The following is a 23,241-nucleotide window of genomic DNA, read 5'->3' as shown; positions in this document are numbered from 1 at the left end:
AAAATTTGCTAATATTCTCAATATCCAAACATACTGTCTCCTATTCATATTATTTAATAAGTCAGTCTTTATTTCAACCCACAAAGTTATCCACTTATGGAATTAAAGTATTTGGCCTTGTATCTAGGTTATCCACATTATCCACAGGACTTGTGGATAATACTTTCCCAAATTCATAATTTTTGCGCAGAACTCCAAAACCGCTATAATAACTTATCTACAGACTTATCCACATTGTCCACAGCTCACCTTATCCACAGAACATATGATTCTCATCCGTTCCTCAGCTTTTGCATAGGACGAAGTGGGACACAAGTACGACATCTTTTACGTAAGCAAACTAATAAACTAACCGTTTAAGCTCCTCTTAACAAGAGCTTAAACGGTTAGTTTTCCTGGCTTCGTAAGATCGTGCCTGTATCACGCAAATCCCAATCCCGGAACCGCGTTAAGTGTCCAGGGGGCGAAGTCCCCTTCTAAGTAATGGTAATACCCGGCCGCCGCAATCATGGCTCCGTTGTCTGTGCAGAAAATCGGTGAAGGGTAAACCAAACGGACACCCCGCTCTGCCAATGTCCGGTCTAAGGTTTCACGCAGTAACTTATTGGCCGCAACTCCGCCTGCCAAGAGCAAGGTCTTGACTCTGGTTCTATTAATAGCCATCAATGTTTTGTGAACCAAAACATCCACCACCGCTTGCTGAAAAGAAGCGGCAATATCTGGAACACTAAGCGTTTCTCCACGCATTCGGGCAGAATTCAGGGTGTTCAAGACCGCGGATTTCATACCACTGAAACTGAAATCCAAACTATCCGCTTCTAACATAGCGCGCGGGAACTTAAATGCTTGTGCATCTCCCTCCTGAGCCACTCTTTGAATTTGGGGGCCGCCCGGATAAGCTAAACCAAGAGTTCTAGCCACTTTATCCAGAGCTTCTCCGGCCGCATCATCCCGAGTATGACCTAAAACCTTATACCTCCCATGAGCTTCAAACAAAATGAGATGAGTGTGTCCACCTGAAACTAACAAAGCCAAAAGTGGAAATTCTAAATCCTGATGCTCAAGAAAGTTCGCATAAACGTGTGCTTCCAAGTGATTAATACCAATCAGTGGGACCCCGGCCGCATACGCCATTGCTTTTGCACCGGAAACCCCAACCAATAATGATCCGACCAACCCCGGTCCATAGGTCACCGCAATAGCCGACAAATCCTTGAACGTCAGCTCAGCTTCATCTAAAGCCTGTTGTACAACCGGCTGAAAGTGGAGGCTGTGTTCACGTGAGGCAATTTCCGGCACAACTCCTCCATACTTTTGATGCGTCTTTATTTGTGACGAAATAATATGACTGCGTAAATCCGATCCGTTCAGCAATACCGCAGCTGAAGTCTCATCACAACTTGTTTCTATCCCTAAAATTACAATCTTGCTCTCTTGGCTCTCTGTCATGACTTATTCACTTCCATTCCTAATTCCACCCACATAATTAAAGCATCCTCTCCAGTATCCGCATAATATCCTTTGCGAACGCCGGCTGTAACAAAACCTAACCGGCTATATAAGGATTGGGCGGGACTATTCGATGCCCGAACTTCGAGGGTCATCCGCTCCATACCCTCATTCGACATTTTCGACATGACGGATCGCATAAGAAACTCCCCCCATTTTTGCCCCCGATAGTTTGGAGCAATAGCCACATTCGTAATATGGCCCTCATCCAGGATAAACCATAACCCCATGTAGCCGATGACCTTACCCTCCAGCTCTAGGCAAACATAACGTGCATACTCATTATCTTTAAGCTCCGCTTTAAAAGCCTGCATAGACCAAGGGGTAGAAAAAGAGGCCATCTCGATATCTAAGATCGCCTCGAGATCATCCAAGCGCATGGGACGTACAATCCCGTTATTCATTCCCGCTGCTCCTCCGCGCTTTCTCTTTCTTTGCCCAATTGACTTCCGCCTCAGAAAAGCGAATGTAGTAGGGTTCAACCTGTTCCCCCCGGCCTGTTTCCTGCCATTTCTGCCAAACTGCCCTTACCGCATAAGCACCACGGGGTAAACTTATATACTCTGGTAAAATCACTGCCCTTTCACCCAGAACTTCCTCTATACGCTTCTTAGCTTTAACTGCCGCATCTCCGACAAAACAAATGGAACGGTCTAACCCCCACAAATATTCCAACCATTGACCTGTGGACATAGCTTGCGGCATGGTCAAACACTCGGGCTTCTCCATCCCCGGCATCCAGTGATAACGCGCCGTGTACCATTCATTTTTACGTGCATCCAAAATAGGAACAACATCTTCCATTCTTTCCTTACCCGCCCATGCCAAGGCATCTAATGATACTACAGAAATAAGCGGAATATTCAAAACCTGTGCCAATCCCTGCGCTGTCGCGATTCCGATCCGAATTCCAGTGAATGAACCCGGTCCGCACACCACGCCTATCATATCTAATTCCTGAAGTGTCCAAGCCGCCGCTGTGATCAGTTGCTCAAGCATTGGAATAATACGCTCTGAATGCGTCTTTGTGGTATGTAAAAAGCCCTCGCCGATCAATTTTCCGTCTTCCGCTAAGGCTACGGCTGTCACTTTTGTTGTTGTATCTATAGTTAAGTATTTCATTAGATCCTCCGAGTCTGCTCATTTTTACGTGTCACTGGCGTGTCACGGGAACGATCCTTTTGACACGCCGAAGTCTCAATATCATTTTTAAGCAAATTGATTTAGGATAGAAAGGTTAATCGTTGCTTCCAACTTGAATCTAACGCCCTAAAGATAATCTCACGGGGCATGTCTCCACTTCCTTGAATCTCAACACTTAAACGATCATCCGGCAGATAATCCTTTGCAATTTCCGGCCATTCAATTAAACAAACCGCATCATCCACAAAAGCATCTTCGATCCCAATGATTTCCGCTTCTTCCGGATGTCGTAATCTATAAAGATCCATATGAATTAAACGGATTTGAGACTCATCAGCATAACCTTTATACTCATGGATCAATGTGAAGGTAGGACTGGTCATAGGGCCAGCGACACCTAATCCCTCACCAATCCCTTGAGCAAAGGCTGTTTTCCCGGCACCTAAATCCCCTATCAGGGCGACGACATCTCCGCCACGTAAACACTCACCCAACCGTTTCCCCAGTTCTCGGGTTTGTTCGACCGTTAAACTTGTAACTTCATAGTCCATTCTTTGTTCCTCCTAAGGATGGCGGGAAAAGGCCCTCCAATCATTCGTAAATTCCGCCTTCTCTGGATTCAGGTTTTACAATCCTTCCATCAATGATCACGTAGAGCGGCCTAGCCGTAATTGTCAATGGATCTTCCGACCAAATGACAATATCTGCATCTTTTCCGACTTCTAGTGACCCTATACGATCAGACACACCTAAAATTTCTGCGGAATTGATGGTGATGGCCCGTAAAGCATCCTCTTTGTCCATCCCGGCTTTGCAGGCTAAGGCCGCACAAAGCGGAAGTTGTTCAATTGGAGTAACTGAATGGTCGGTCATGATCGCCACTTTTACTCCTGCATTGGCTAAAACACCAGGAGTTTTAAAGGATTTATCTTTAAGCTCCACCTTAGCCCGGTTTGTCAACAATGGCCCTACCACAGCTGGATATCCCAGCTCTGCGAGTTCCTCTGCGATTTTATGTCCTTCGGTACAATGTTCAATAACTAAATCCACATCAAATTCCCGGGCAATACGAATTGCGGTCATAATATCATCTGCACGATGCGCATGAGCCCTAAGAGGAATTTCACGATTGATTACTCTTACAAGGACTTCTAACCCTAAATCCCGCTCCGGGAGTTTATCGGGATCAGTTTTACCCTGTTCTAATTTATCTTTATACGTCTGAGCATCCACTAAGGTTTGACGAAGAAGTGCGGCAGTTCCCATCCGAGTCATAGGCATTTTCTTTTGTTCACCGTAAACCATCTTGGGATTTTCCCCGAACGCTACTTTCACACCGGCCGGATCGCGTACAATCATTTTATCCACGATCTTTCCGGCGGTCTTCATCACGACTCCAGTTCCTCCAATTACATTGGCACTCCCTGGAACAGTGAACACAGCAGTCACCCCACCCAGACGGGCATCACGGAATCCTTCGTCTTCCGGGTTAATTCCATCAATTGCCCGCATATCCGGCGTAACAGGATCCGTCATTTCGTTAAAGTCTTCTCCTTCCCAGCGATAGATCTCTTCTCCAATTCCGACATGACAATGGGCATCAATAAATCCCGGCAGTACAAGACACCCAAGGGCATCGATCACCTCAGCATCTGCCGGCAGGTCATCCAGTGTTTCAAAGAGTGCGGTTATTTTAGTCCCCTCTATCATAATATTTCCCAAGAATTCACGTCCGGCCATCGTTTTAATCTGACCGTTCTTTATCACAAGCTTTTTCATTCCTTTGCTCACAGTCCTGCCTCCATTAATAGAATTAGATTTCTCCCCAACCTGAACTTTTCTACAACCAATCGATCATCATGATCGCCATTGGATTATTATAACACATGTCATTATCTCAGTACGAGGTTGAAAACCCGACTTTTACAGTTTGAAGAATGCAAAAAGCCCGTAGTTGTTGAAACTGTGGGCTTTTTCTTGATATGAGTGTATCTAAATTTTGTTATGCTAAGGCAATAGTTTTCAAAAACTTATTAAACGCCTCTTGCCGAAAATAGATGTTGTAGCAATCTGTACCATAGGTATCCTGAATTAACTTGTAATCTAGCGCGATTTCATCTTCGTCTGAAAAGGCCAGCGCATCCACAAGGTTGCCTTTCTTGTTACGGATCGTTTGAAACGCGATCGCACCGCCGACATCGTCAAGGTGAATGATGCCGCCCTTCAAAACCCGACATGTTGCGGCATCCAGCGCTCTTGCTATGCGCTCGGCTGACAATGCCTTTTCTCCCATACGGTGCTGAATGATTCGGAGGACGAGGAGTGCGACGAAACAGATCAGGAAATGGGCACGGATATGCTCATTCTTACGGACGAACACAGGTCTGGCATCAAAATCCGTTTTCATCATCCTAAACGACTGCTCTATCCGCCAAAGACCGCCATACACCTGACGCATTTTTCGCTCATCATAGTCAAGTTCGCTGGTAATGATACAAAAATAGCCGTCATATCTCGCATCGTTCTCCGCCTTTTCCAAATCCACGCTGCGCAGCTTTTTCGTAGTTTCCAGAACCTCACCGGTCTTCTTGTCAACGAGGGTTTCTTTGGTATATTCGTCGACGCCCTTTTTAATGCCATAGGCATTGTTCTTGACGGAGCGCGCGGCCTTTTCAAGCTTTTCCTCCCGCTTGCGCCTCGCCCTGTCAGCTTCGGCCTTGCGCCAATACAGAAGCACGTTCCTCGTCCGGCGTTCTTTTTTTCCGTCCTTGTCTTTTCCCTCATAGTCTTCCGTGAACAGCTTATATCGGTAGGTACCGCTCTCGTTCGACGTCCACCCGTTTTTATCAAACAGTTTTTCATTGTAGCGCTGTCCCTTTTTCCCTTTTAGTATCTGTGAGAAAACGAAACCGTCGCCCTGGTTTAGGATCACGTCAATATTCTTCGACGAATTGAGCCCTTTGTCGGCGACCACAACCAGCCTGCCAAGCCCGTAGGATTCCTTGACGTCCTTCATGGTCGGCTGAAGCGTGAGGGAATCGCTTGTGTTGCCAGGGAAAATCGACATGCTGACCGGAAGTCCGTTCGAATCCATGAAAAGACCCATCGCGACAATCGGGTCGGTGCGGTGCTCTTTCGATACACCCCTTTTCCGCAGGTCGTCCTCGCCATCGGGACAGTCTATTTCGAAGAAATAGTTGGTCACGTCATAGAATGCGTAGGAAAGGTCACGACCAATGGTTTCCTTGACACGCTTATTCAAATGTCGCTGCAACTCTACCCCGAACTCTTCGAAATAGTCAAGCGATCGGTAGACATCCGGCAGCGTGAAGTCCGTACGCATTCCATAGAAACCGTTCTTCATCTGGCAGGAGGCGCGCTTGGAATCCGGGCGGAGAATTCTTAACAACACCAGAAATTTAAAAATGTCGCTGGGCGAATACTCCCCTCGGAACTTGTGGGATGCCTCATAGCCCTTGATAAATGACTTGATTTCAAGCAGATCATAGACGGCCTCCAGAAATTTATATCCGTAGTTCTGCCGTCGGTTTTCCTCGCAGTACATCCTTGCAGTTCCAGGTGCCTCTATTCGAAGCGGAACGTTTTCTGCTCTGTAATTGGCGTTAAATTCCTTGACTTTGGCCATGAAAACTTCGGGGTCACTTTGGTCTTCAAGGTAACCGAAGTCTCGGATCGTTCGTTGTTTGGTTGGCATTCCTGGGCCGGGACGATACCCCTCGACCACTCGCACCTGTGTCCGAGGTGTTCCATCCGCCGTCGTTCTTTTGTCTATTTTGACCATGTTACAATCACCCTACACATATAGTAGCACATCGTTAGCATAACATCAATTATGTCTGCAAAAAAACGCGGAAATCTGCGTCAATGGGGAACTTTTTTAGTTGTTCCTTACTAATTTACTATGTTAACTGTAAAAGTCGGGTTATAACACATGTCATTATCTCAGTACGAGGTTGAAAAATCCAGTTATAGGCAGCCTGTATATTATTGCATATCGGGGAAAATTGCTAATGGGTTTTGTGAAACATATTAACTGAATTCTTTAATTATATTGCCAATTCAAGTGTAATTGTTCACCAAACGTGAACTAAATCTTGTGAAATGTATTTTTTTTATGTAATATATTGAATTATTTTAAAATATGCATTAATATGAATCCAACGCCACCCGTTGTTCGGTTTATTAGCTGACTATAACAGTAATCTTAGTTGTGAAAACTTTAATGGGGCAATCAATAATGAAACAACATGGTTACTGAAACAATGAAAATAATGAAACAATGCCCAGCTTAAACAGACAGTAAGTATTCTTAACAAGTTACAATCTGTCTTTGTTTAAATCTTTCCAAGGAAATCTGAGGACGTAAAGGGGGGGATGCCCGGAAGTTATAAATGGTTTAGCTCATGGTCTTATTATTTTTTTAAAGCCCTAATCTTGGAAGGAGGCCTATTAATTTGACGTACTTGCAAAATTATAATCCAACAGGCAACTTTTGGTTTTCCGTCTTCCTTGCATCGGTACCTATTTTAACCCTGCTTTATTTCTTAGCACTTCACCCTCATAAAGCCAAAAATGGCGAGAAAATCTTAGGTATTTATGCTCCGTATGCTGCAGCTATTGCAGTCGCCGTGACCTTTGTAATTTGTATCTTTGTTATGGGGATGCCCGCATCTTCGGCTGCGGCAGCCTTTGGATATGGTGTCATAAGCGGTTTATTCCCAATCGGCTGGATTGTCTTCGGTGCAATTTTCCTTTACACGATGACAGTTGTTACCGGTAGGTTCGAAATTGTTAAAGACTCGATCGCCGGAATCACCGCGGATCGACGCTTGCAAGCCCTGCTCGTTTCCTTCAGCTTTGGAGCCTTTATCGAAGGGGCATCAGGTTTTGGTACTCCTGTCGCCGTGGCCGGTGCAATCATGGTCGGTCTGGGTTTCCGTCCCTTAACCGCTGCTGTCGTTTGCTTGATCGCTAATACAGCACCTGTTGCCTGGGGAGCAATCGGAACTCCGGTTCTGACCCTTGCCAAAGTCACTGGTATTCCAGATGGCATGATCACTATGATGGCTGGCAGACAATTGCCATTCTTCTCGATCCTCATCCCCTTTTGGTTGGTCGCTACTATGACCGTAATGGAAAAAGGGAAATTGAAGGAAATCTTTGAAGTATGGCCGGCAATCCTTGTTACAGGTGCCTCCTTCGCTGTTACCCAGTTCTTAATGGCTGAAGCTCAAATGACGATGCTCGTCGATATCGGATCAGGTATCATGAGTATTGTTATCACCGCAATCTTCTTGAAACTATGGAAACCTAAAAATATCATTACGAACGAAATGGTTTATGCTAAATTAGAAGGAAGAGATCCCGGGAAACCAAAAGCTATTCCCAAACATCCTCTTCCGGTTCTCTTACAAGCATGGATGCCTTGGGTCTTCTTGGCAATCTTTGTTGGACTATGGGGAGTTCCAAGCATCAAGGCCTGGTTGAATTCTCTCTTTAATCCGAGTTTCCAAGTTCCCTTCCTCCATGGTTTAGTTTTCAAAACAGCACCTGTAACGGCTGAAGCTGTTGCAAAAACAGGAGAAGCAGCTATATTCAGCTTCAATCTTCTTACTATGGCAGGAACCGGGATCCTTATTGCTGCGTTCATCACCGGTATTCTGTTCCTCAGAGTTACTGCTGCCCAGTGGAAAGAAATTCTCGTTACTACAATCGTTCGTCTGAAAATTCCTCTTTCCGTTATCTCTTTAGTTATCGGTTTAAGCTACATGACAAAATATGCTGGAACTGACGTTGTCATGGCATTAGCCTTCGCTAAAACCGGTGCACTCTATCCCTTCTTTGCAGTTATGATTGGATGGTTGGGTGTATTCCTGACAGGTAGTGACACCGCTTCAAACTCACTGTTTGGTAACCTTCAGTTAGTAACCGCTCAACAGCTGAATCTAGACCCGCTCTTAATGGTTACTGCCAACAGTACCGGTGGGGTTATGGGTAAAATGATTGACGCTCAGAGTATTACAGTTGCGACAGCCGCGTGTTATGCAGATGCCGACGAAGGGGTCAGAAATATCGGAGTTATCTTCCGTAAGGTCTTCTGGCACAGCGTTGTGCTGGCCATGCTGATGGGTATCCTCGTCTGGCTGCAAGCTTATGTCTTCCCCTGGATGATTCCTACTATGAAATAATCCTTTTCTTAGCTGACCTAATGATTAAATTAGGTCAGCTATTTCTTTAGATAGTTTTTTACTATAAAGCGAAAGAGAAAACAGTCTAAAAAAGAGGCATGCCCTTCTTTAGACTGTTTTCTTTGTACCTATATTAAGCGAACTAAAAATAGTATCTAACTCAAGGTTATAAACTGTCAATTTTACATCTAAATACTCTTTTAGCCTAAAGCTCTAATGTCAAGATCTTATATTATACAGCGGAAGCGTTCGGCGTAAGATCCCGCATAGATAGACTGACCCGCTCTCTCGCTTTATCAATTCCAATCACTCGTATTTTGACAATATCCCCCACAGCCACCGCTTCCATGGGATGTTTGATGAATTTATCGCTTAACTGAGAAATATGAACCAGACCATCATGTTTAACCCCGATATCTACAAAGGCTCCAAAATCCACAACATTACGCACAGTACCTTCCAGGATCATTCCTTCGCTAAGATCCTCCAAATGAGTGACATCTCTGCGGAGTAATGGCCGCGGCAAATCTTCCCGGGGATCCCGGCCTGGTCTTTGCAAAGCATCTAAGATATCGCGGACTGTCGGAACGCCTGCGCCAAACTCGTCCGCAAGCTCTTTAGGATCCAGCACGACCAGTTTATTGCGGATTTCGGTGATGCGGTCCCGCAAATCCCCGGTGGTATGCCCAATCCCTTTCAAGATGTTTTCAGCAAGCTGATAAGATTCCGGGTGAACGGGCGTATTTTCCAGGGGATTAGCCCCATCAGGCAAACGGATAAACCCGGCACACTGTACATAGGTTTGGGCACCGAGACGGGGTATTTTCTTAAGCTGGTCACGATTACTAAATTTCCCATGTTCATCCCGCCAAGCAACGATATTCTTAGCTACCGCCGGCTTCAAACCTGCCACGTATTGAAGCAGAGAGGCAGAAGCGGTATTTAGATCAACTCCTACCACATTAACACAAGACTCTACTACTCCATGCAGGGATTCTTCCAACCGTTTAGGCTGCACATCATGCTGATATTGTCCTACCCCAACCGCTTTTGGTTCAATCTTTACCAGTTCTGCCAAGGGATCTTGCAGCCTTCTGGCGATAGATACTGCGCTCCGCAAGGAAAGATCAAAATCCGGGAATTCCTCGCCTGCTAACTTCGAAGCCGAATACACGGAAGCCCCTGCCTCACTTACCAGGGTAAATTCGACGGGAATTCCATCTTCCTGAATCAGTTCCGCTACGACCTCCTCTGTTTCCCTGGAGGCCGTACCATTGCCAATCGCAATAATATTGACATCATACTCCCGGATCGCTTTCCGTAAAATTGCTTTAGCTTCTTCTCGTTTGCCCTTTCCGGTATGCGGATAGATTACACCTACTTGATGCAGCTTTCCTGTCTCATCTACAATCGCCCACTTACATCCTGTTCGGAATCCCGGATCAAGCCCCAGAACCATTTTCCCACGAACTGGAGGCTGTAATAAAAGTTGACGAAGATTAGCTGCAAAGACTTTAATGGCTTGTTCTTCCGCTTGAGCTGAAAGTTCTGCCCGTACTTCCCGTTCTATGGAAGGCTCAATCAATCGCTTATACCCATCATGTGCTGCTTTTTGTACCAGCGGAGCACACGGTCCCGCTTTGACATAGCGCATTTCAATGATTCTCTGCAAATTTTCCAGCGGTACATCAATCTTTACAGATAAAAATTCTTCCTTCTCCCCGCGATTCAGGGCCAGTACCCTGTGAGGCGGGATCTTTCGTACAGGTTCACGGTAATCATAGTACATCTCAAAGGGGGATCGTTCTGTGGCCTTCTTAGCTGCGGCGACCGCTACAACATCTGCAGTTCTTATGGTTTGTTCCCTAATCCGTTTACGGAGGGCTGCATCATCCGCTATGGTTTCCGCTATAATATCCATCGCCCCAGCTAACGCTTCCTCTGTTGAATTCACCTCAAACTCTGCATTTAAGTACTTTTCTGCCTCTGCTTGAGGGTCTCCTCTGGTATATTGAACCAATAACCAGTCCGCTAAAGGTTCAAGCCCCTTCTCCTTGGCAATCGTTGCCCGCGTACGACGTTTTTGCTTATAAGGCCTGTAGAGATCTTCGACGTCTTGAAGCACCGCAGCTGCCGCGATTTGAGATGACAGTTCTTCCGTAAGCTTTCCTTGTTCGTCTATTAGGCGCAGGACCTCGGTTTTCCGCTGTTCTAAACGCCGCAGGTAATCCAAACGTTCTACAATATCACGTAATACATTTTCATCGAGTTCCCCGGTTACTTCTTTACGATAGCGGGCAATAAAAGGAATCGTGTTTCCCCCATCCAGCAAATTAACAGCCTCTTTAACCTGGTTTAACTTAAGACCAAGTTCCCTGGCAATAACCTCATTGAAATCCAATGATTAATCCTCCCTAAAACCGATTGTATAACTTGATAAACGTATACATCTAATTATAACATTCTTCGCTAAGCGAAGGAAACTCCGCCAACTTCAGACGTGAGGCTTCTAAATTAAATGAAAAGCTATGAGAAGGTCTTAGGTACCTTTCCATAGCTTTCCTGATCAGCAAATTAACGTTGAATACTTACCCCGCTATAGTTTAAACATCGTCACACTGCCTTGGAAATCTGCTGCCATTTGGGCAAGGGAGGCTGCCGACCTGCGAATTTCCTCCATAGAAGCACTCTGTTCTTCTGTCCCGGCAACCACATTTTCAAGACTGCCGGCAATATCCTTCGGAATGCAAGCTACCTCCATGATTGAGGAAACGATTGTCTCAGTACTTGCTCCAACCTTCCCGACTACCTCAGCAACAGCTTGTGCCTGCTTTGAAAAGTCGTTAACACCCTGCAAGATATCCCGGAACGCTTCACCTGCCGAATTAACCATGGTAATCCCGTCTTGGACCGCAACAGTTCCATCGTTCATAGTCTTAACCGCTTTCGTGGTTTCTTTTTGAATCTCACCAACTAACCCACTGATTTTTCCAGCTGCATCACTGGACTGTTCGGCAAGTTTACGAACTTCATCTGCAACAACTGCAAACCCTCTTCCCTGCTCTCCCGCCCTTGCAGCTTCGATCGCTGCATTTAGAGCAAGGAGATTGGTTTGAGCTGCAATGTTGGTTATTAATGCCACTATTTCACCAATTTCCCCTGATTTTACCCCTAGGCTATTTACAACATCTGCCGCCTCTGTGACCTTACTGCTAATCGCTTGCATCTCGTCAACAGCTTTTCTGACAACACTATTCCCTATAGCGGCTTTTTCTGATGTGGAAAGCGAGCCAGCCGTAACCAAATGAATATCTTGAGTTATCGAATTCATATGCTCAGAAACTAATTGGGCGGATTGTGCCGTAGCATCAACCCCCGTGAGTTTTTGACTAACCCCTTCAGATACTTCCTGAATGGAGTAAACAATTTGTTCCGTTGTTCTGCTGCCTTCGTCTGCACTGGCCGTCAATTCTTCTGCTGAGGCCGCTAATTGCTGAGAACTGTTAACGATCCCTTCAATAATGCCCTTAAAATTCTTGATCATCAGGTTAAGATTGTCTGTCATTTGTCCGAACTCATCTTTTGAACGAACCACAATAGTTTGGCTCAGATCTCCTTGAACAATAGCTGCTGCAAATTGGTTGACCTGTTTTATATTTTTAACAATATATCGGCTATACAAGATGAGTACTGTGCCGGTTATGGCAACGGCCAGCACAATCAGGATTAACATCCGATTTAATAAATCCTTTAAAGGAGCCAGCAAATCAGTCTCCTCAACATCAATGGCTAAAATCCAGCCAAACTGAGGAACTTCCGCATAGTAAACTTGCCTTGCAGCACTCTTGTCATTGTAGGGAAACGTACCGGTTTTTTCAGTCAGCATCTTTTCTGCCGCTTCCTTTAAACTGGAATTTTCTTCTTCGGTAATCTTGATATTCATGATCTTGTCCGGGTTTGGATTCGCCAGGTACTTCCCTTCCTTATTCAAAAGATATATATCTGCTTTAATATCTAATTGGATATTACTAATTAAGGTTTGCAGAGTTATGAAATCAATTCCACCTGTAATTGTACCCTTGAAATTTCCGCTCTTATCATAAAACGGGACGTTATCCGTTAATATGGTAGCGTTCGTGCCCTCATCATAATAGGGATCCGTCCATATTGATTTTTCTGAGATGCCTTTGCTTATTGTATACCAGCCTTGGCTGGGATAATCATATTTAGGGTCAGCAAATTCATTGGTAAATACTACGTTGCCTTCTTTATCCTTGTAGACATAGGGGCCAAAGTATTGGGTGTCACTGTTATAGGCATATGGCTCATACCACACACCTGCTCCGAATGTAACACTATTAGCTGTAATGATTTCTGTTAGTAAACCCGCATACTCCTCAGCATTTACGCCATTTCCGACAGATTCTACAGTACGTGCTAAGCCTTGAAGCAACGTATCATGGGCCGTTAATTGTTTCTCAATATCTTTGATCGTCCCATTCAGTTGAGCGGTCATTTTATTTTGGATCTCGCTTTTTAGTACAGTTTCCGAATATTTGTAGCTAACCAGGGACATTGCCGCCAGGGTTAATAATACTAAGGGTAATATAGTTGCCATTGTCTTACCACTGATACTAGAACCATTAAATAATCTCTTAAACATAATTTCAGCTCCATTCATATGTCAACGATCAGTTACGTGCTGATACGGCTTAGCAGCCTATAGGTCAAACTTGATTTCAGTTAAACTATCCCCCCTATTCGTCTAAAAACAAAAAAGCCTAACTACCGAACTTTCAGCAGATAGACATTTTGAATGTACACTTCCGCAGCCCGGCTATCCTGATTGTAGTAGTACTATCCTTAGACCCGTGGCTTTGCGTCCTTACCATGTGACATGTTTGCAAATAAATAAGTTCAGAAAAATCAGTGTTACCGTTTATTCGACAAAAAATTCTATTTTCCTCCTGCCTTAGGTTTTCTTATTTTTATACCCCCTATAATTAAAACCTGATCCCTCTCCAAAAAGAAAACCTACGAAACACAAATAAGTGTTCCGTAGGTCTCACTAAATCATTGCCCGGCGTTTTCATTGGTTCATTTCTTCATTAAATGAGTTGTGACATCTCTCTTTATAAGAACTGCTGAATTCGCTGCACCGCTTCCCGCAGCACGCTTTCATTCTGAACCATAGCTATCCTGACGAATCCCTCTCCATACTCTCCAAAGGCCATCCCCGGCACTACGATGACACCTGCCTCACGAGCCAAGTCCATCGCAAAGGATACTGAGTCCTGCTCATTCGGAACAGGCGCCCAAATAAACATGGAACCCTGGGGAATCGGCATTTTCCAACCGGCTTTAGCACACCCCTCGATCAAGATGTCCCGTCGCCTCTGATAAGCGCTCTTATTCTCTTCAATTGAATCTTGTGCATTGCGAAGTGCGTAAGCTCCGGCGGCTAAGACTGGAGCGAAGACACCATAATCGATATTTGATTTAAGTTGAGAAAGAGTTCCAATGACATCAGCGTTCCCGACGACAAAGCCTAATCTCGCTCCGGCTAAATTGTAGGTCTTGGATACGGAATGGAATTCAATTCCGACCTCTTTTGCCCCTCGTGCCTGCAAGAAACTCACAGGTCTGAAGCCCTCAAAGGCCAGTTCGGAATAAGCAGCATCATGACAGATAAGAAGATCATATTCTTTAGCGAACTCGACAACCTCGTCAAAAAAGGAGAGGCTGGCAACTGCTGCAGTGGGGTTGTTGGGATAATTTAAAAACATAAGCTTTGCCTTGCGGGCGATATCAGGCTCAATTTGTTTCAGGTCAGGCAGAAACTCATTCTCTTTCAACAAAGGCATCGCAATTTTTTCTCCGCCGGCAAGCATTAAACCAGCCGAATAGATGGGGTATCCCGGGTCGGGAATTAAAGCCAGATCACCAGAATCAATGTAGGCCAGAAAAATATGAGCCAGCCCATCCTGGGAACCCATTAATGGCAGAACCTCAGTTTCCGGATTTAAAGTGACTCCAAACCGTTCCTGGTACCATTTTGCACAAACCCTGCGAAATTCTTCTGTTCCCCGGGTTAGGGTATAACCATATTGGTTATCATCCAGAACTCCTTGACTAAGAACCTTACGAATTTCAAGATCCGGAGCACGGTCAGGACTTCCAATACTAAGATTAATAAGGCTCTTTCCCGCCCTTTCCAATTCCCTCTTCAAATTATCCATTTCTGTAAAAACGGACGCTCCTAACCCTTCCAAACGTATCGATGGTATTTGCATTGTTTACACTCCAATTCTGTCCTGTGGGTGTCAAGGGGCTGTCAAAGGGATTGTCCATTGATATCCCCTTTTGACACACCTTTAATTCTTATTTTACCACGCAAATTATGCAGTTATAAAGCAAAATTAATATTTTAACTCAACCCAATTGCAGAAAAACGGTCTATAAAGTAAAATGTGCTATAATTATAGAAATTGTTTAATAAGAGAATACTTAATTTAGGCAATGGAGTTAAGAAGGGGGACTCATAAATTTATGGCACTGATGAATGAGAATTATCTAAGGTTACCTGGGAGTTATCTGTTTTCAGAAATTGCCCGCAGGGTTAGTCAATTTAAAAATGAGAACCCCGCTGCGGATATTATTCGCTTAGGAATAGGGGATGTAACCCGTCCGCTTCCTCCTGCGGTTATTGAAGCAATGAAAACAGCCGTCGATGAAATGGGGAGAGCTGAAACCTTTAGAGGGTATGGCCCTGAGCAAGGGTATGACTTCCTAATCGAAAAAATCATTGAAAATGATTACAAACCCCGAGGAGTCGAACTTGATTTAGACGAAGTCTATATCAGCGACGGAGCGAAGAGTGATACAGCCAACTTTCAAGAAATCTTTGGTGTCAATAATATCATGGCAGTCACCGACCCCGTCTATCCGGTTTACGTGGATAGTAACGTGATGGCAGGACGTACCGGAAACTTCGATGCGGAGAAAGGTCAGTATGAGAGTATTGTTTATCTTCCGTGTACTGAAGAAAACGGAATGAAACCCAGCTTTCCTGCAACTCATGTAGATATGATCTATCTTTGTTTCCCGAACAATCCGACCGGAATGACCTTAACCAAAGCAGAGCTTAAGCAATGGGTGGACTACGCAAGGGAAAACAAATCGATTATCCTATACGATTCTGCTTATGAAGCATACATACGCGAAGAAGAAGTCCCTCGCACAATCTATGAGGTTGAAGGTGCTCGTGAGGTTGCTGTAGAGTTCCGCAGCTTTTCTAAGACAGCAGGCTTTACCGGAACGCGTTGCGCCTATACGGTTGTCCCAAAGGAAGTTATGGTCTATGATTCTGAGGGCAATGCTCATAACCTAAATAAGCTTTGGCTGAGAAGACAGACCACAAAGTTTAATGGTGTCTCTTATCCGGTGCAAGCTGCTGCAGCAGCGATTTACACTGAAGAAGGAAAAAAGCAGGTTAAAGAAACTATCGACTACTATATGGGAAATGCCCGTATCATCCGGGAAGGTCTGACGAAGGCAGGCTATGAAGTATTTGGTGGAATTAATGCCCCCTATATCTGGATGAAAACTCCCAATAATATGGGATCTTGGGAGTTTTTCGATAAACTCATGAAAGAAGCCAATGTTGTTGGTACCCCAGGAGCAGGCTTTGGTGCTAATGGCGAAGGGTACTTCCGCTTAACAGCCTTTGGAACCCGGGAGAATACGGAAAAAGCCATCGAGCGAATTAAAACAAAAATGGGTAGTTAACTATGTAAAACCTGTCGTTAGGGTCTGCCTAACGACAGGTTTTTATCTTTGGTAATAAATTTACTTTCATACCTTATTTTTTTATTACCTCCGGTTCAGAATACTCTTCCCCTAAGGTGTCAACGGTTACACTTTTCATGACCTGATCTTGATTGGGTTTATCCTCATCATCTCTCGGACTATTTACAATTTTGTCTACAGTCTCCATACCACTGATAACTTTACCAAAGGCAGCATAATCTTTATCCAAGTTTGGGACATTACTTACCATGATGAAAAATTGGGAGCCGGCAGAATTAAGATCATATGGAGTTCTGCCCATGGAGATCACACCACGTTCATGCTTTAAATTATTTACAAAGCCATTGTTCGTAAACTCTCCTTTAATGCTATAACCGGGACCACCAGTGCCATTTCCGTTGGGATCCCCGCCTTGAATCATAAATCCCGGAATCACTCTGTGAAAGATCAACCCGTTATAGAACCCCTTTTTAGCCAAGGCCACAAAGCTTTTTACTGTATTGGGAGCTATATTAGGGTAAAGCTCCACTTTAATCTGTTCCCCACTGGCCATGGTAATTGTGACAATCGGATTATTTTTGACGGTGGATGTCAGGTTGTTTTTTGGTTGTGTATTGTCCGCAGCCGGTTGTGGGCTGGCCGAATTAGGGGCCTGGGATCCGCAGCCTATGCTTGCCAGGATCACGGCTAACGTCAAGAATAAGAGACCTAGTTTAAATCTCTTCATGATTTACTCCTTCCATAATCCTTTAACTGCAATAGTCAATACATTTGACCGAGTAACGATTATTCTTATAATCTACTGATAATTAGCCCAATAATAAACTACATATACCCAACTCATTAAACCATGGATAATAGCCCAGGGAATTGACTTCCATGCAGTATATGAAATAATCATAGCTAAACAAGAACCAAACGATATTCCCTTTTTGATTGATGATTTAATAGCATCATTATTATTTTTGCCTTTTTGTTCGGTACCATAAACTTCTTCATTCAAGTTGCTTTCACCTCCTCTTTCAATCAATCTCCCCCATTCTATAATTATCTCACGCGATATTCGTTAAAGTCCATCAAAATTCCGCCCCGAGTGGGGCGGAACAACATCACACCCCTAATCCAAGTTCTTCTTAAACTTCTTAGCTGCGATTCCGACCAAGACAATAGCAAAAGCACAGAGGATGAGGGTATCCTGCCAAAGATACTCCATCCCTACCCCTTTAAGAAAGATTCCCCGTACAATTTCCAGAAAATATGTCAAGGGAAATAGCCCACCGAGAATTTTTAAGAACGTCGGCATGGTTTCCCGGGGAAAGATAAAGCCTGACAATAGGATTGAAGGCAATATCAAAATGAACGTCATTTGCATTGCTTGGAGCTGTGTCTTTGCGACGCTGGAAATTAAAAGTCCAATGGCTAGAATCGTAAACAAAAAGATGGTGGATAAGAGCACCAAAAGGGGAATACTTCCTGCCGGCATGACTCCAAACCAAAAAATCCCGGTAGCTAGAATTAAGGACAGGGAGACAAAACCAATAAATACAAAGGGCAGAAGCTTTCCCAACAGCAACTCAAGAGAGCGGATCGGGGTTACGACGACTTGTTCCATGGTGCCGCGTTCTTTTTCGCGCACAATCGAGAAGGAGGTTAACATGGCTATCACGTTCTGTAAGATCAGACCGATTAAGGCCGGAATGTTAAAGACCATCGACTTCATGTCCGGGTTGTACCAAACTCTGGTCTCAATATTCAGAGGCATGTTTGTACCCGCCGATGCGCCTTTAGCTGCTAAGCGAACCCCTTGAATTTCTAAGGATTTATTAAGACCAAGCATCTGAACCGCGGACATAGCTGCCCGGGCAACCGTGGGATCGGATCCATCAACTAAAACCTGTATGTCAGCCTGCCCATTATCCCTCTGCAACTCCTTGCCAAACTCAGGCGGGATAATGACTGCTGCCCGGGCCTTACCGCTGTCCAGATAGCTTTCGATCTGATGATATCCTTGGACATAATCATCAGGATCTAAATATTGGGTATTACGTATTGAGGTAATAAACTCCCGGCTATCAGAAGTCTGAGATTGATCCCAAACCACAGTAGGCAGGTGGTCTACATCCGTATTGACGGCATAACCAAACAAAAGGAGCATACCGATCGGCATGACAATAGCCATAATTAAACTGGCACGGTCTCGTCTTATATGGAGGAATTCCTTTCTCAAGACGGCTAAAAAGCGCACCCAGGAAAACTTCCCCATCAGCCCCGCCCCCCTTTCTTCAGGGCAAGATTACGCGGATCATCCGGGGCTTCATGTTCAACATAATGGATGAAGAGATCATCTAAACTATCTTTAGCCTCTCTTTTTTTCATATCGTCCGGAGAACCAAAGGCGATTAAGCGCCCATAGAATACAAAACCCAAATAATCACAGGTTGCCGCTTCATCCATGTAATGAGTACTGACAAGAATCGTCATTCCTTCTTTAGCTAACTGATGGATCAACTCTAAAAAAACCCGTCGTGAAACCGGATCTACACCAGCTGTCGGTTCATCAAGAATGAGCAAGCGGGGGCTATGCAGCAAAGCACAGGCTAAAGCCACTCTTTGCTTCCAGCCGCCTGAAAGGGAAGAAACTAACTGAGTAGTTCGTTCAGCCAAGCCAATTCGTTCTATGACCCGAGCTTTCTGCTCTTGGGCCATTTTCCCATGCAAACTATAAACCCCTGCATAAAAGTCCAGATTCTCCTTGACCGTCAGGTCTTCATAAAGACTAAACTTTTGGGACATATAGCCAATACGCTGTTTGATTTCCTCCGGCTGAGTTGAAACATCGTAGCCAAGCACAGTGGCCTGTCCTTCCGTCGGCACCAGAACACCGCAGAGCATGCGGATCAGCGTTGTCTTGCCCGCGCCGTTCGGTCCCACGAAACCCATAATTGCCCCGGCAGGCAGTTGGAAGCTTACCCCGCGAACCGCTGTATACATGCCAAAGCGTTTAACTAAACCCTGGCAATCAATTGCTAAATTCATTTCAGCCCACTCCTTTACTCCAGGGTCACATCTGCTGGCATACCGGCTTTTAACTGATCTTTACCTTCTGTAATACTTATTTTAACAGCGTAAACCGTTTTAGTTCGTTCTTCCTTAGTTTGAACGTTCTTCGGAGTAAATTCCGCTTGAGTACTGATATATTGAATCTGTCCTTTAAATGACTTATCCGGGTATGCATCCGCCGCAATAGAAACTTCTCCCCCCATTTTCACCTGACCCAGCTTAGCACCCGGAATATAGATTTTGATCCATAAATCATCGGGATTCAGAATCGTTGCCAGGGTTGTACCGGGATTAACAACTTGACCTGACTCAACATTTTGATAGAGCACTTGGCCACTGGCAGGGCTCTTTATGGTATGTTTGCTCAAACCTAACTCTGCCGTTTTGACAGACTGAACGGCAATATCGACTGCCGCTTTCTGAGCCTGAATAGTCGGCTGAGTAAAGCCGGCCTGAGCCTGATCCAAACTGGCCTGTGCCGCATCTGCGCTCGCTTGAGCACCCTGATACTGGGCTTTTAATGTATCAAGTTTATTTTGCTGAGCATCTAAAGCTTGTTTACTAAGGGCACCACTCTCATAGAGTTTCTGATTAGCGGCTAAAGTTTCTTCCTCGAACTTAAGGGTTGGCTCCAGTGCCGATAGATTGGCCTTGGCCTGATTGACTAAGTGCTCGAGCCGTCGAAGTTCTTCCGCCCGCACTCCGCCTAAAAGGTCGTTAAGTTTGGCCTGAGCCTGGATTTGCTGGCTTTTAGCAATATCCAAGGAAATTTTAGCCTGGCTGTCGTCTAATTTTGCTATAATATCCCCCGTTTTTATCATCTGACCTTCTTGAATTAGCAACTCAACAACTCTGCCGCCCAGTTCCGGCTGGACGGGAAGCTCAGTTCCTTCGATGGTTCCGGAATATAGGTTTGTTTCTGCAGAGCGATTCAAATACCGATCTCCTAAGACCGTTAAGGCAATGAACATCAGGACAATGACAAGGACTCCGGCTTTTTTTCTCATGGTTTCTCCTCCCGCTCATAAACTTAGGCTATTGGTGCTCCTCTTACCTTACCATCAACCCATGCAGAAAAAGCTCTAGCATTTGATCAGCCGCCTCCTCAATGGTTTTTTCCGGAGACAGCTCCGGTATAACGTGGTTGAATATCCCATAAAACAAAGCCATCCCCATAAAACTGCGCATGACAAATAGAAATGGAACAGGTTTGAAAACTCCCTGTTCGACACCCTTTTCAAACCAAGGCTTCACGATCCTTATGCCCTGCCCTAAAATCCCATTAAACAAGGCCTCTCTGACTTCAGCATGAAACTGCGCTTCGGCAAACATAAAGCGGACAAGACCATCATTTTCGTTAATGATCTCCAGGCGGTTCCTAAAAAAACACCGGAAAAATTCTACGGGATCATTGTGCTCCTTATCGAGGGAAATGATTCCGTCAAGAATTTTCGGTTCCAAGATTGCGATCAGTAATTCCTTTTTGGTTGCAAAATGACGAAAAATCGTTCCTTCGGCGACACCCGCTGCCCGGGCAATTTCCGCCGTCGTTGAGCCATTATAGCCTTTTTGAATAAAAATGTTTAAGGCCGCTTCAAGAATATCCCGGCGCCGCTCTTCCGCTGTTTTCTTTTTACGGGTTTCCCGTTGTTCGCTTTCATTCAAGTTCATGGGCTCCTCCTAACAAAGCACCTTTTGGGCGTTGTAATCAAATGAGTGATTACTCACTTACAATTATTTTATCAAGACTTAGACGTTTGTCAATTAAATTTTAAATTAAATCATGTTTCCTACCCTCTTAAACTTTTTCCCCCATACGTACTTATTATGTGAGTTTGAAGTATCTTACATTACGATAGGGGACGTTTCAAGTCATAAAGGAGGTAACACAATTGAGGGAACAAAAATTCAGAGTATGGGACAGAATTCAGGAAAAAATGCTAAAACCTCAGGCCTTAAGTTTTGATATGCAAAGTTCAGCTCCTTTTGCGGTGAGTGTACCTGGCCGATCATGGGAACCCATCGGAAAATACATATTGATGCAATGGACCGGCTTTTCTGATTCAAATGGAATCGAAGTGTATGAAGGAGATTTAGTCAGAATCTCCTCAATCATTTACAAAGTCGTATGGAATAAAACGCTGGCAACCTTCGAGCTTCTTGAATTGGGAAGCTTTTCAAAATGCGAAATCAGTACTGTTGAATGCAGTGTTGTTATCGGTAATGAATTTCAAAAATCTAATCTTTCACAAGAGAAACTTCGATATACATTATTTTAAGGCCAATATTTGGAATTCAGCTTCCATTAAGACCCTGTTCCGTCATATAGTAGGTTTCTTATATCAAATAATGGCGCACGTTCAAGTATTGAACATGCGCCATTATCTTTTTCAAAAATTGTTCCGGCAAGTTCCATTTCGATTATTGTAGCTCATATGACTTACTTATGTTAAACTATTAACAAGCAAATATAGTTTAAGTTTAAACTCAATAATAAAGGATTGTGATTATTATGTTTCGCTCAAAGATGTTATTCCTTCTTATTTTAGTAACCTTTACTCTCATTGGCTGCACACCTTCCCAACCGTCCAATCAACCCCTGCCGGAAAAGCCTGAAACTATAAATGCTTCTTACGTTTCCCGGCCTATTAACGTCCCTTCAATTGTCGCTCAGGAAAAAAAGATGTTCGAAAACGAGTTTCAGAAGGATGGTATCGCCTTTAAGTGGCATGATATCCCGGTTCCCAGCAACCAACTTGAAGCATTAGCTGCAAAATCCCTGGATATTTCCAATAGTCTTAATTACGTTTCAGCTATCTTAGCTAAAGCCAATGGCAATGACATCAAAATCGTATCCTCCTATTCCCGCTTTCCTAAAGGAATAAGTCTGGTTGTTAAAACTGACGGATCAGTAAACACAGTCGCTGACCTCAAAGGAAAGAAGATCGCCTTGCAAAAAGGAACCATGCTGCATGAGATGTTAATCCGTGCTTTAGCGGAGGTTAATCTGACCACTCAAGACCTTGAACTGATTAATATGGACTCAACCGCCGCGACCGCCGCTATTTCTGCAGGACATGTTGATGCCACAATTCTGCCGGAACCTTTGCTTTCTAAAGCAGTTGCAACCGGCAAGATAAAACCTTTGCGTTCAGCGGACGGCTTAATACCCGGCTTATCCGTGATTGCTGTTCGCAGTGACTTTGCACAGACTCATCCCGAATTAGTAAAACGCTACTTAGACATACATAGGACTTCTATCGAGTGGAGCGAAGCAAACCTGGAGGAAGCCTTAACTATGACCGCACAAAAAAATCAAATGGACATAAACGGGGTTAAAGCCCTTTATCCCATATTTAACTTTGAAATGAGCCTTGATGAGGTTAAGAGTGATTTACTCAAATCCGCCTCCTTTTTGCAAAAAGAAGGCATGATCCGTCCTGATGTTGACATCAATAACGTCGTGGAAGAGTTAGTCGATCCCAGTTACCTGCCCACAACCTAATTTAGG

Annotated in this window: 19 protein-coding genes and 1 riboswitch; of the genes, 4 read left to right on the top strand and 15 right to left on the bottom strand. The window is 44.4% G+C overall.

The window, feature by feature from the left end; all coding sequences use genetic code 11:
- Nucleotides 1-420: 420 nt before the first annotated feature.
- The 6 genes from tsaD to DESYODRAFT_RS02865 all read right to left on the bottom strand — a co-directional run bounded on the left by tsaD (nucleotide 421) and on the right by DESYODRAFT_RS02865 (nucleotide 6,454).
- Nucleotides 421-1,449, bottom strand: a complete 1,029-nt coding sequence (gene tsaD, locus DESYODRAFT_RS02890) for a tRNA (adenosine(37)-N6)-threonylcarbamoyltransferase complex transferase subunit TsaD (RefSeq protein WP_007779190.1) — start codon at nucleotides 1,447-1,449, stop codon at nucleotides 421-423.
- On the bottom strand, nucleotides 1,446-1,913 hold the full coding sequence (gene rimI / locus DESYODRAFT_RS02885; RefSeq protein ID WP_007779186.1) for a ribosomal protein S18-alanine N-acetyltransferase: 468 nt from the start codon (nucleotides 1,911-1,913) through the stop codon (nucleotides 1,446-1,448). Before rimI ends, tsaD begins: the two co-directional genes overlap by 4 nt.
- Nucleotides 1,906-2,631, bottom strand: coding sequence for a tRNA (adenosine(37)-N6)-threonylcarbamoyltransferase complex dimerization subunit type 1 TsaB (tsaB, locus tag DESYODRAFT_RS02880; RefSeq protein WP_007779182.1), 726 nt, complete (start codon nucleotides 2,629-2,631; stop codon nucleotides 1,906-1,908). The genes rimI and tsaB overlap by 8 nt, the downstream gene beginning before the upstream one ends.
- A 101-nt stretch (nucleotides 2,632-2,732) precedes the next feature.
- The gene (gene tsaE / locus DESYODRAFT_RS02875; RefSeq protein ID WP_007779178.1) at nucleotides 2,733-3,203 is read right to left on the bottom strand and encodes a tRNA (adenosine(37)-N6)-threonylcarbamoyltransferase complex ATPase subunit type 1 TsaE; all 471 of its coding nucleotides are present in this window, start codon (nucleotides 3,201-3,203) and stop codon (nucleotides 2,733-2,735) included.
- A 40-nt stretch (nucleotides 3,204-3,243) separates the two neighbouring features.
- Nucleotides 3,244-4,431, bottom strand: coding sequence for an amidohydrolase (locus DESYODRAFT_RS02870; RefSeq protein WP_042339265.1), 1,188 nt, complete (start codon nucleotides 4,429-4,431; stop codon nucleotides 3,244-3,246).
- A gap of 223 nt (nucleotides 4,432-4,654) precedes the next feature.
- A complete protein-coding gene (locus tag DESYODRAFT_RS02865; protein ID WP_007779173.1) occupies nucleotides 4,655-6,454 on the bottom strand; it encodes an IS1634 family transposase in 1,800 nt (599 codons plus the stop codon).
- A 673-nt stretch (nucleotides 6,455-7,127) separates the two neighbouring features.
- Between DESYODRAFT_RS02865 and DESYODRAFT_RS02860 the strand changes: the two genes are divergently transcribed.
- A complete protein-coding gene (locus DESYODRAFT_RS02860; RefSeq protein WP_007779170.1) occupies nucleotides 7,128-8,861 on the top strand; it encodes an L-lactate permease in 1,734 nt (577 codons plus the stop codon).
- Between the two features lie 232 nt (nucleotides 8,862-9,093).
- Here DESYODRAFT_RS02860 and DESYODRAFT_RS02855 read toward each other — a convergent pair whose 3' ends face one another.
- The 3 genes from DESYODRAFT_RS02855 to DESYODRAFT_RS02845 form a co-directional block, all read right to left on the bottom strand.
- The gene (locus DESYODRAFT_RS02855) at nucleotides 9,094-11,262 is read right to left on the bottom strand and encodes a Tex family protein (RefSeq protein ID WP_007779168.1); all 2,169 of its coding nucleotides are present in this window, start codon (nucleotides 11,260-11,262) and stop codon (nucleotides 9,094-9,096) included.
- A gap of 195 nt (nucleotides 11,263-11,457) precedes the next feature.
- Entirely contained in the window at nucleotides 11,458-13,524 is a 2,067-nt protein-coding gene (locus DESYODRAFT_RS02850; RefSeq protein WP_007779166.1) for a methyl-accepting chemotaxis protein, read from the bottom strand.
- Nucleotides 13,525-13,685: 161 nt separating this feature from the next.
- A riboswitch (cyclic di-GMP riboswitch) is annotated at nucleotides 13,686-13,777 on the bottom strand.
- 216 nt (nucleotides 13,778-13,993) lie between these two features.
- Nucleotides 13,994-15,154 carry an aminotransferase class I/II-fold pyridoxal phosphate-dependent enzyme gene (locus DESYODRAFT_RS02845; RefSeq protein ID WP_007779163.1) on the bottom strand — a complete coding sequence of 387 codons (1,161 nt, stop codon included), beginning with the start codon at nucleotides 15,152-15,154 and terminating at the stop codon, nucleotides 13,994-13,996.
- A gap of 256 nt (nucleotides 15,155-15,410) precedes the next feature.
- On the opposite strand from DESYODRAFT_RS02845, the gene DESYODRAFT_RS02840 reads away from it, so the two are divergent.
- Nucleotides 15,411-16,649, top strand: a complete 1,239-nt coding sequence (locus DESYODRAFT_RS02840) for an LL-diaminopimelate aminotransferase (RefSeq protein ID WP_007779160.1) — start codon at nucleotides 15,411-15,413, stop codon at nucleotides 16,647-16,649.
- A 73-nt stretch (nucleotides 16,650-16,722) separates the two neighbouring features.
- On the opposite strand, the gene DESYODRAFT_RS02835 is transcribed toward DESYODRAFT_RS02840, so the two are convergent.
- The 6 genes from DESYODRAFT_RS02835 to DESYODRAFT_RS02810 all read right to left on the bottom strand — a co-directional run bounded on the left by DESYODRAFT_RS02835 (nucleotide 16,723) and on the right by DESYODRAFT_RS02810 (nucleotide 21,401).
- The gene (locus DESYODRAFT_RS02835; RefSeq protein WP_345788217.1) at nucleotides 16,723-17,223 is read right to left on the bottom strand and encodes a peptidylprolyl isomerase; all 501 of its coding nucleotides are present in this window, start codon (nucleotides 17,221-17,223) and stop codon (nucleotides 16,723-16,725) included.
- A 246-nt stretch (nucleotides 17,224-17,469) separates the two neighbouring features.
- Nucleotides 17,470-17,673 carry a hypothetical protein gene (locus tag DESYODRAFT_RS02830; protein ID WP_007779156.1) on the bottom strand — a complete coding sequence of 68 codons (204 nt, stop codon included), beginning with the start codon at nucleotides 17,671-17,673 and terminating at the stop codon, nucleotides 17,470-17,472.
- A gap of 114 nt (nucleotides 17,674-17,787) precedes the next feature.
- Entirely contained in the window at nucleotides 17,788-18,933 is a 1,146-nt protein-coding gene (locus tag DESYODRAFT_RS02825; RefSeq protein WP_007779153.1) for an ABC transporter permease, read from the bottom strand.
- A complete protein-coding gene (locus DESYODRAFT_RS02820; protein ID WP_007779150.1) occupies nucleotides 18,933-19,706 on the bottom strand; it encodes an ABC transporter ATP-binding protein in 774 nt (257 codons plus the stop codon). The genes DESYODRAFT_RS02825 and DESYODRAFT_RS02820 overlap by 1 nt, the downstream gene beginning before the upstream one ends.
- Nucleotides 19,707-19,720: 14 nt before the next feature.
- Nucleotides 19,721-20,737, bottom strand: a complete 1,017-nt coding sequence (locus tag DESYODRAFT_RS02815; protein ID WP_007779146.1) for an HlyD family secretion protein — start codon at nucleotides 20,735-20,737, stop codon at nucleotides 19,721-19,723.
- A gap of 43 nt (nucleotides 20,738-20,780) precedes the next feature.
- A complete protein-coding gene (locus tag DESYODRAFT_RS02810; protein ID WP_007779145.1) occupies nucleotides 20,781-21,401 on the bottom strand; it encodes a TetR/AcrR family transcriptional regulator in 621 nt (206 codons plus the stop codon).
- A 221-nt stretch (nucleotides 21,402-21,622) separates the two neighbouring features.
- Here DESYODRAFT_RS02810 and DESYODRAFT_RS02805 point away from each other — a divergent pair, with 221 nt between their 5' ends.
- Both DESYODRAFT_RS02805 and DESYODRAFT_RS02800 read left to right on the top strand, forming a co-directional pair.
- Nucleotides 21,623-22,009: a YopX family protein gene (locus tag DESYODRAFT_RS02805; RefSeq protein ID WP_007779143.1), complete on the top strand. Its 387-nt coding sequence runs from the start codon at nucleotides 21,623-21,625 to the stop codon at nucleotides 22,007-22,009.
- A 233-nt stretch (nucleotides 22,010-22,242) separates the two neighbouring features.
- Complete coding sequence (locus DESYODRAFT_RS02800; protein WP_007779141.1) at nucleotides 22,243-23,235, top strand: ABC transporter substrate-binding protein; 993 nt, start codon at nucleotides 22,243-22,245, stop codon at nucleotides 23,233-23,235.
- Nucleotides 23,236-23,241: the final 6 nt, after the last annotated feature.

The sequence above is a fragment of the Desulfosporosinus youngiae DSM 17734 genome (assembly GCF_000244895.1).
Taxonomy (GTDB): domain Bacteria; phylum Bacillota; class Desulfitobacteriia; order Desulfitobacteriales; family Desulfitobacteriaceae; genus Desulfosporosinus; species Desulfosporosinus youngiae.
The sequence above is the reverse complement of the archived record's forward strand: the minus strand, read 5'-3'. Positions and strand labels throughout refer to the sequence as shown.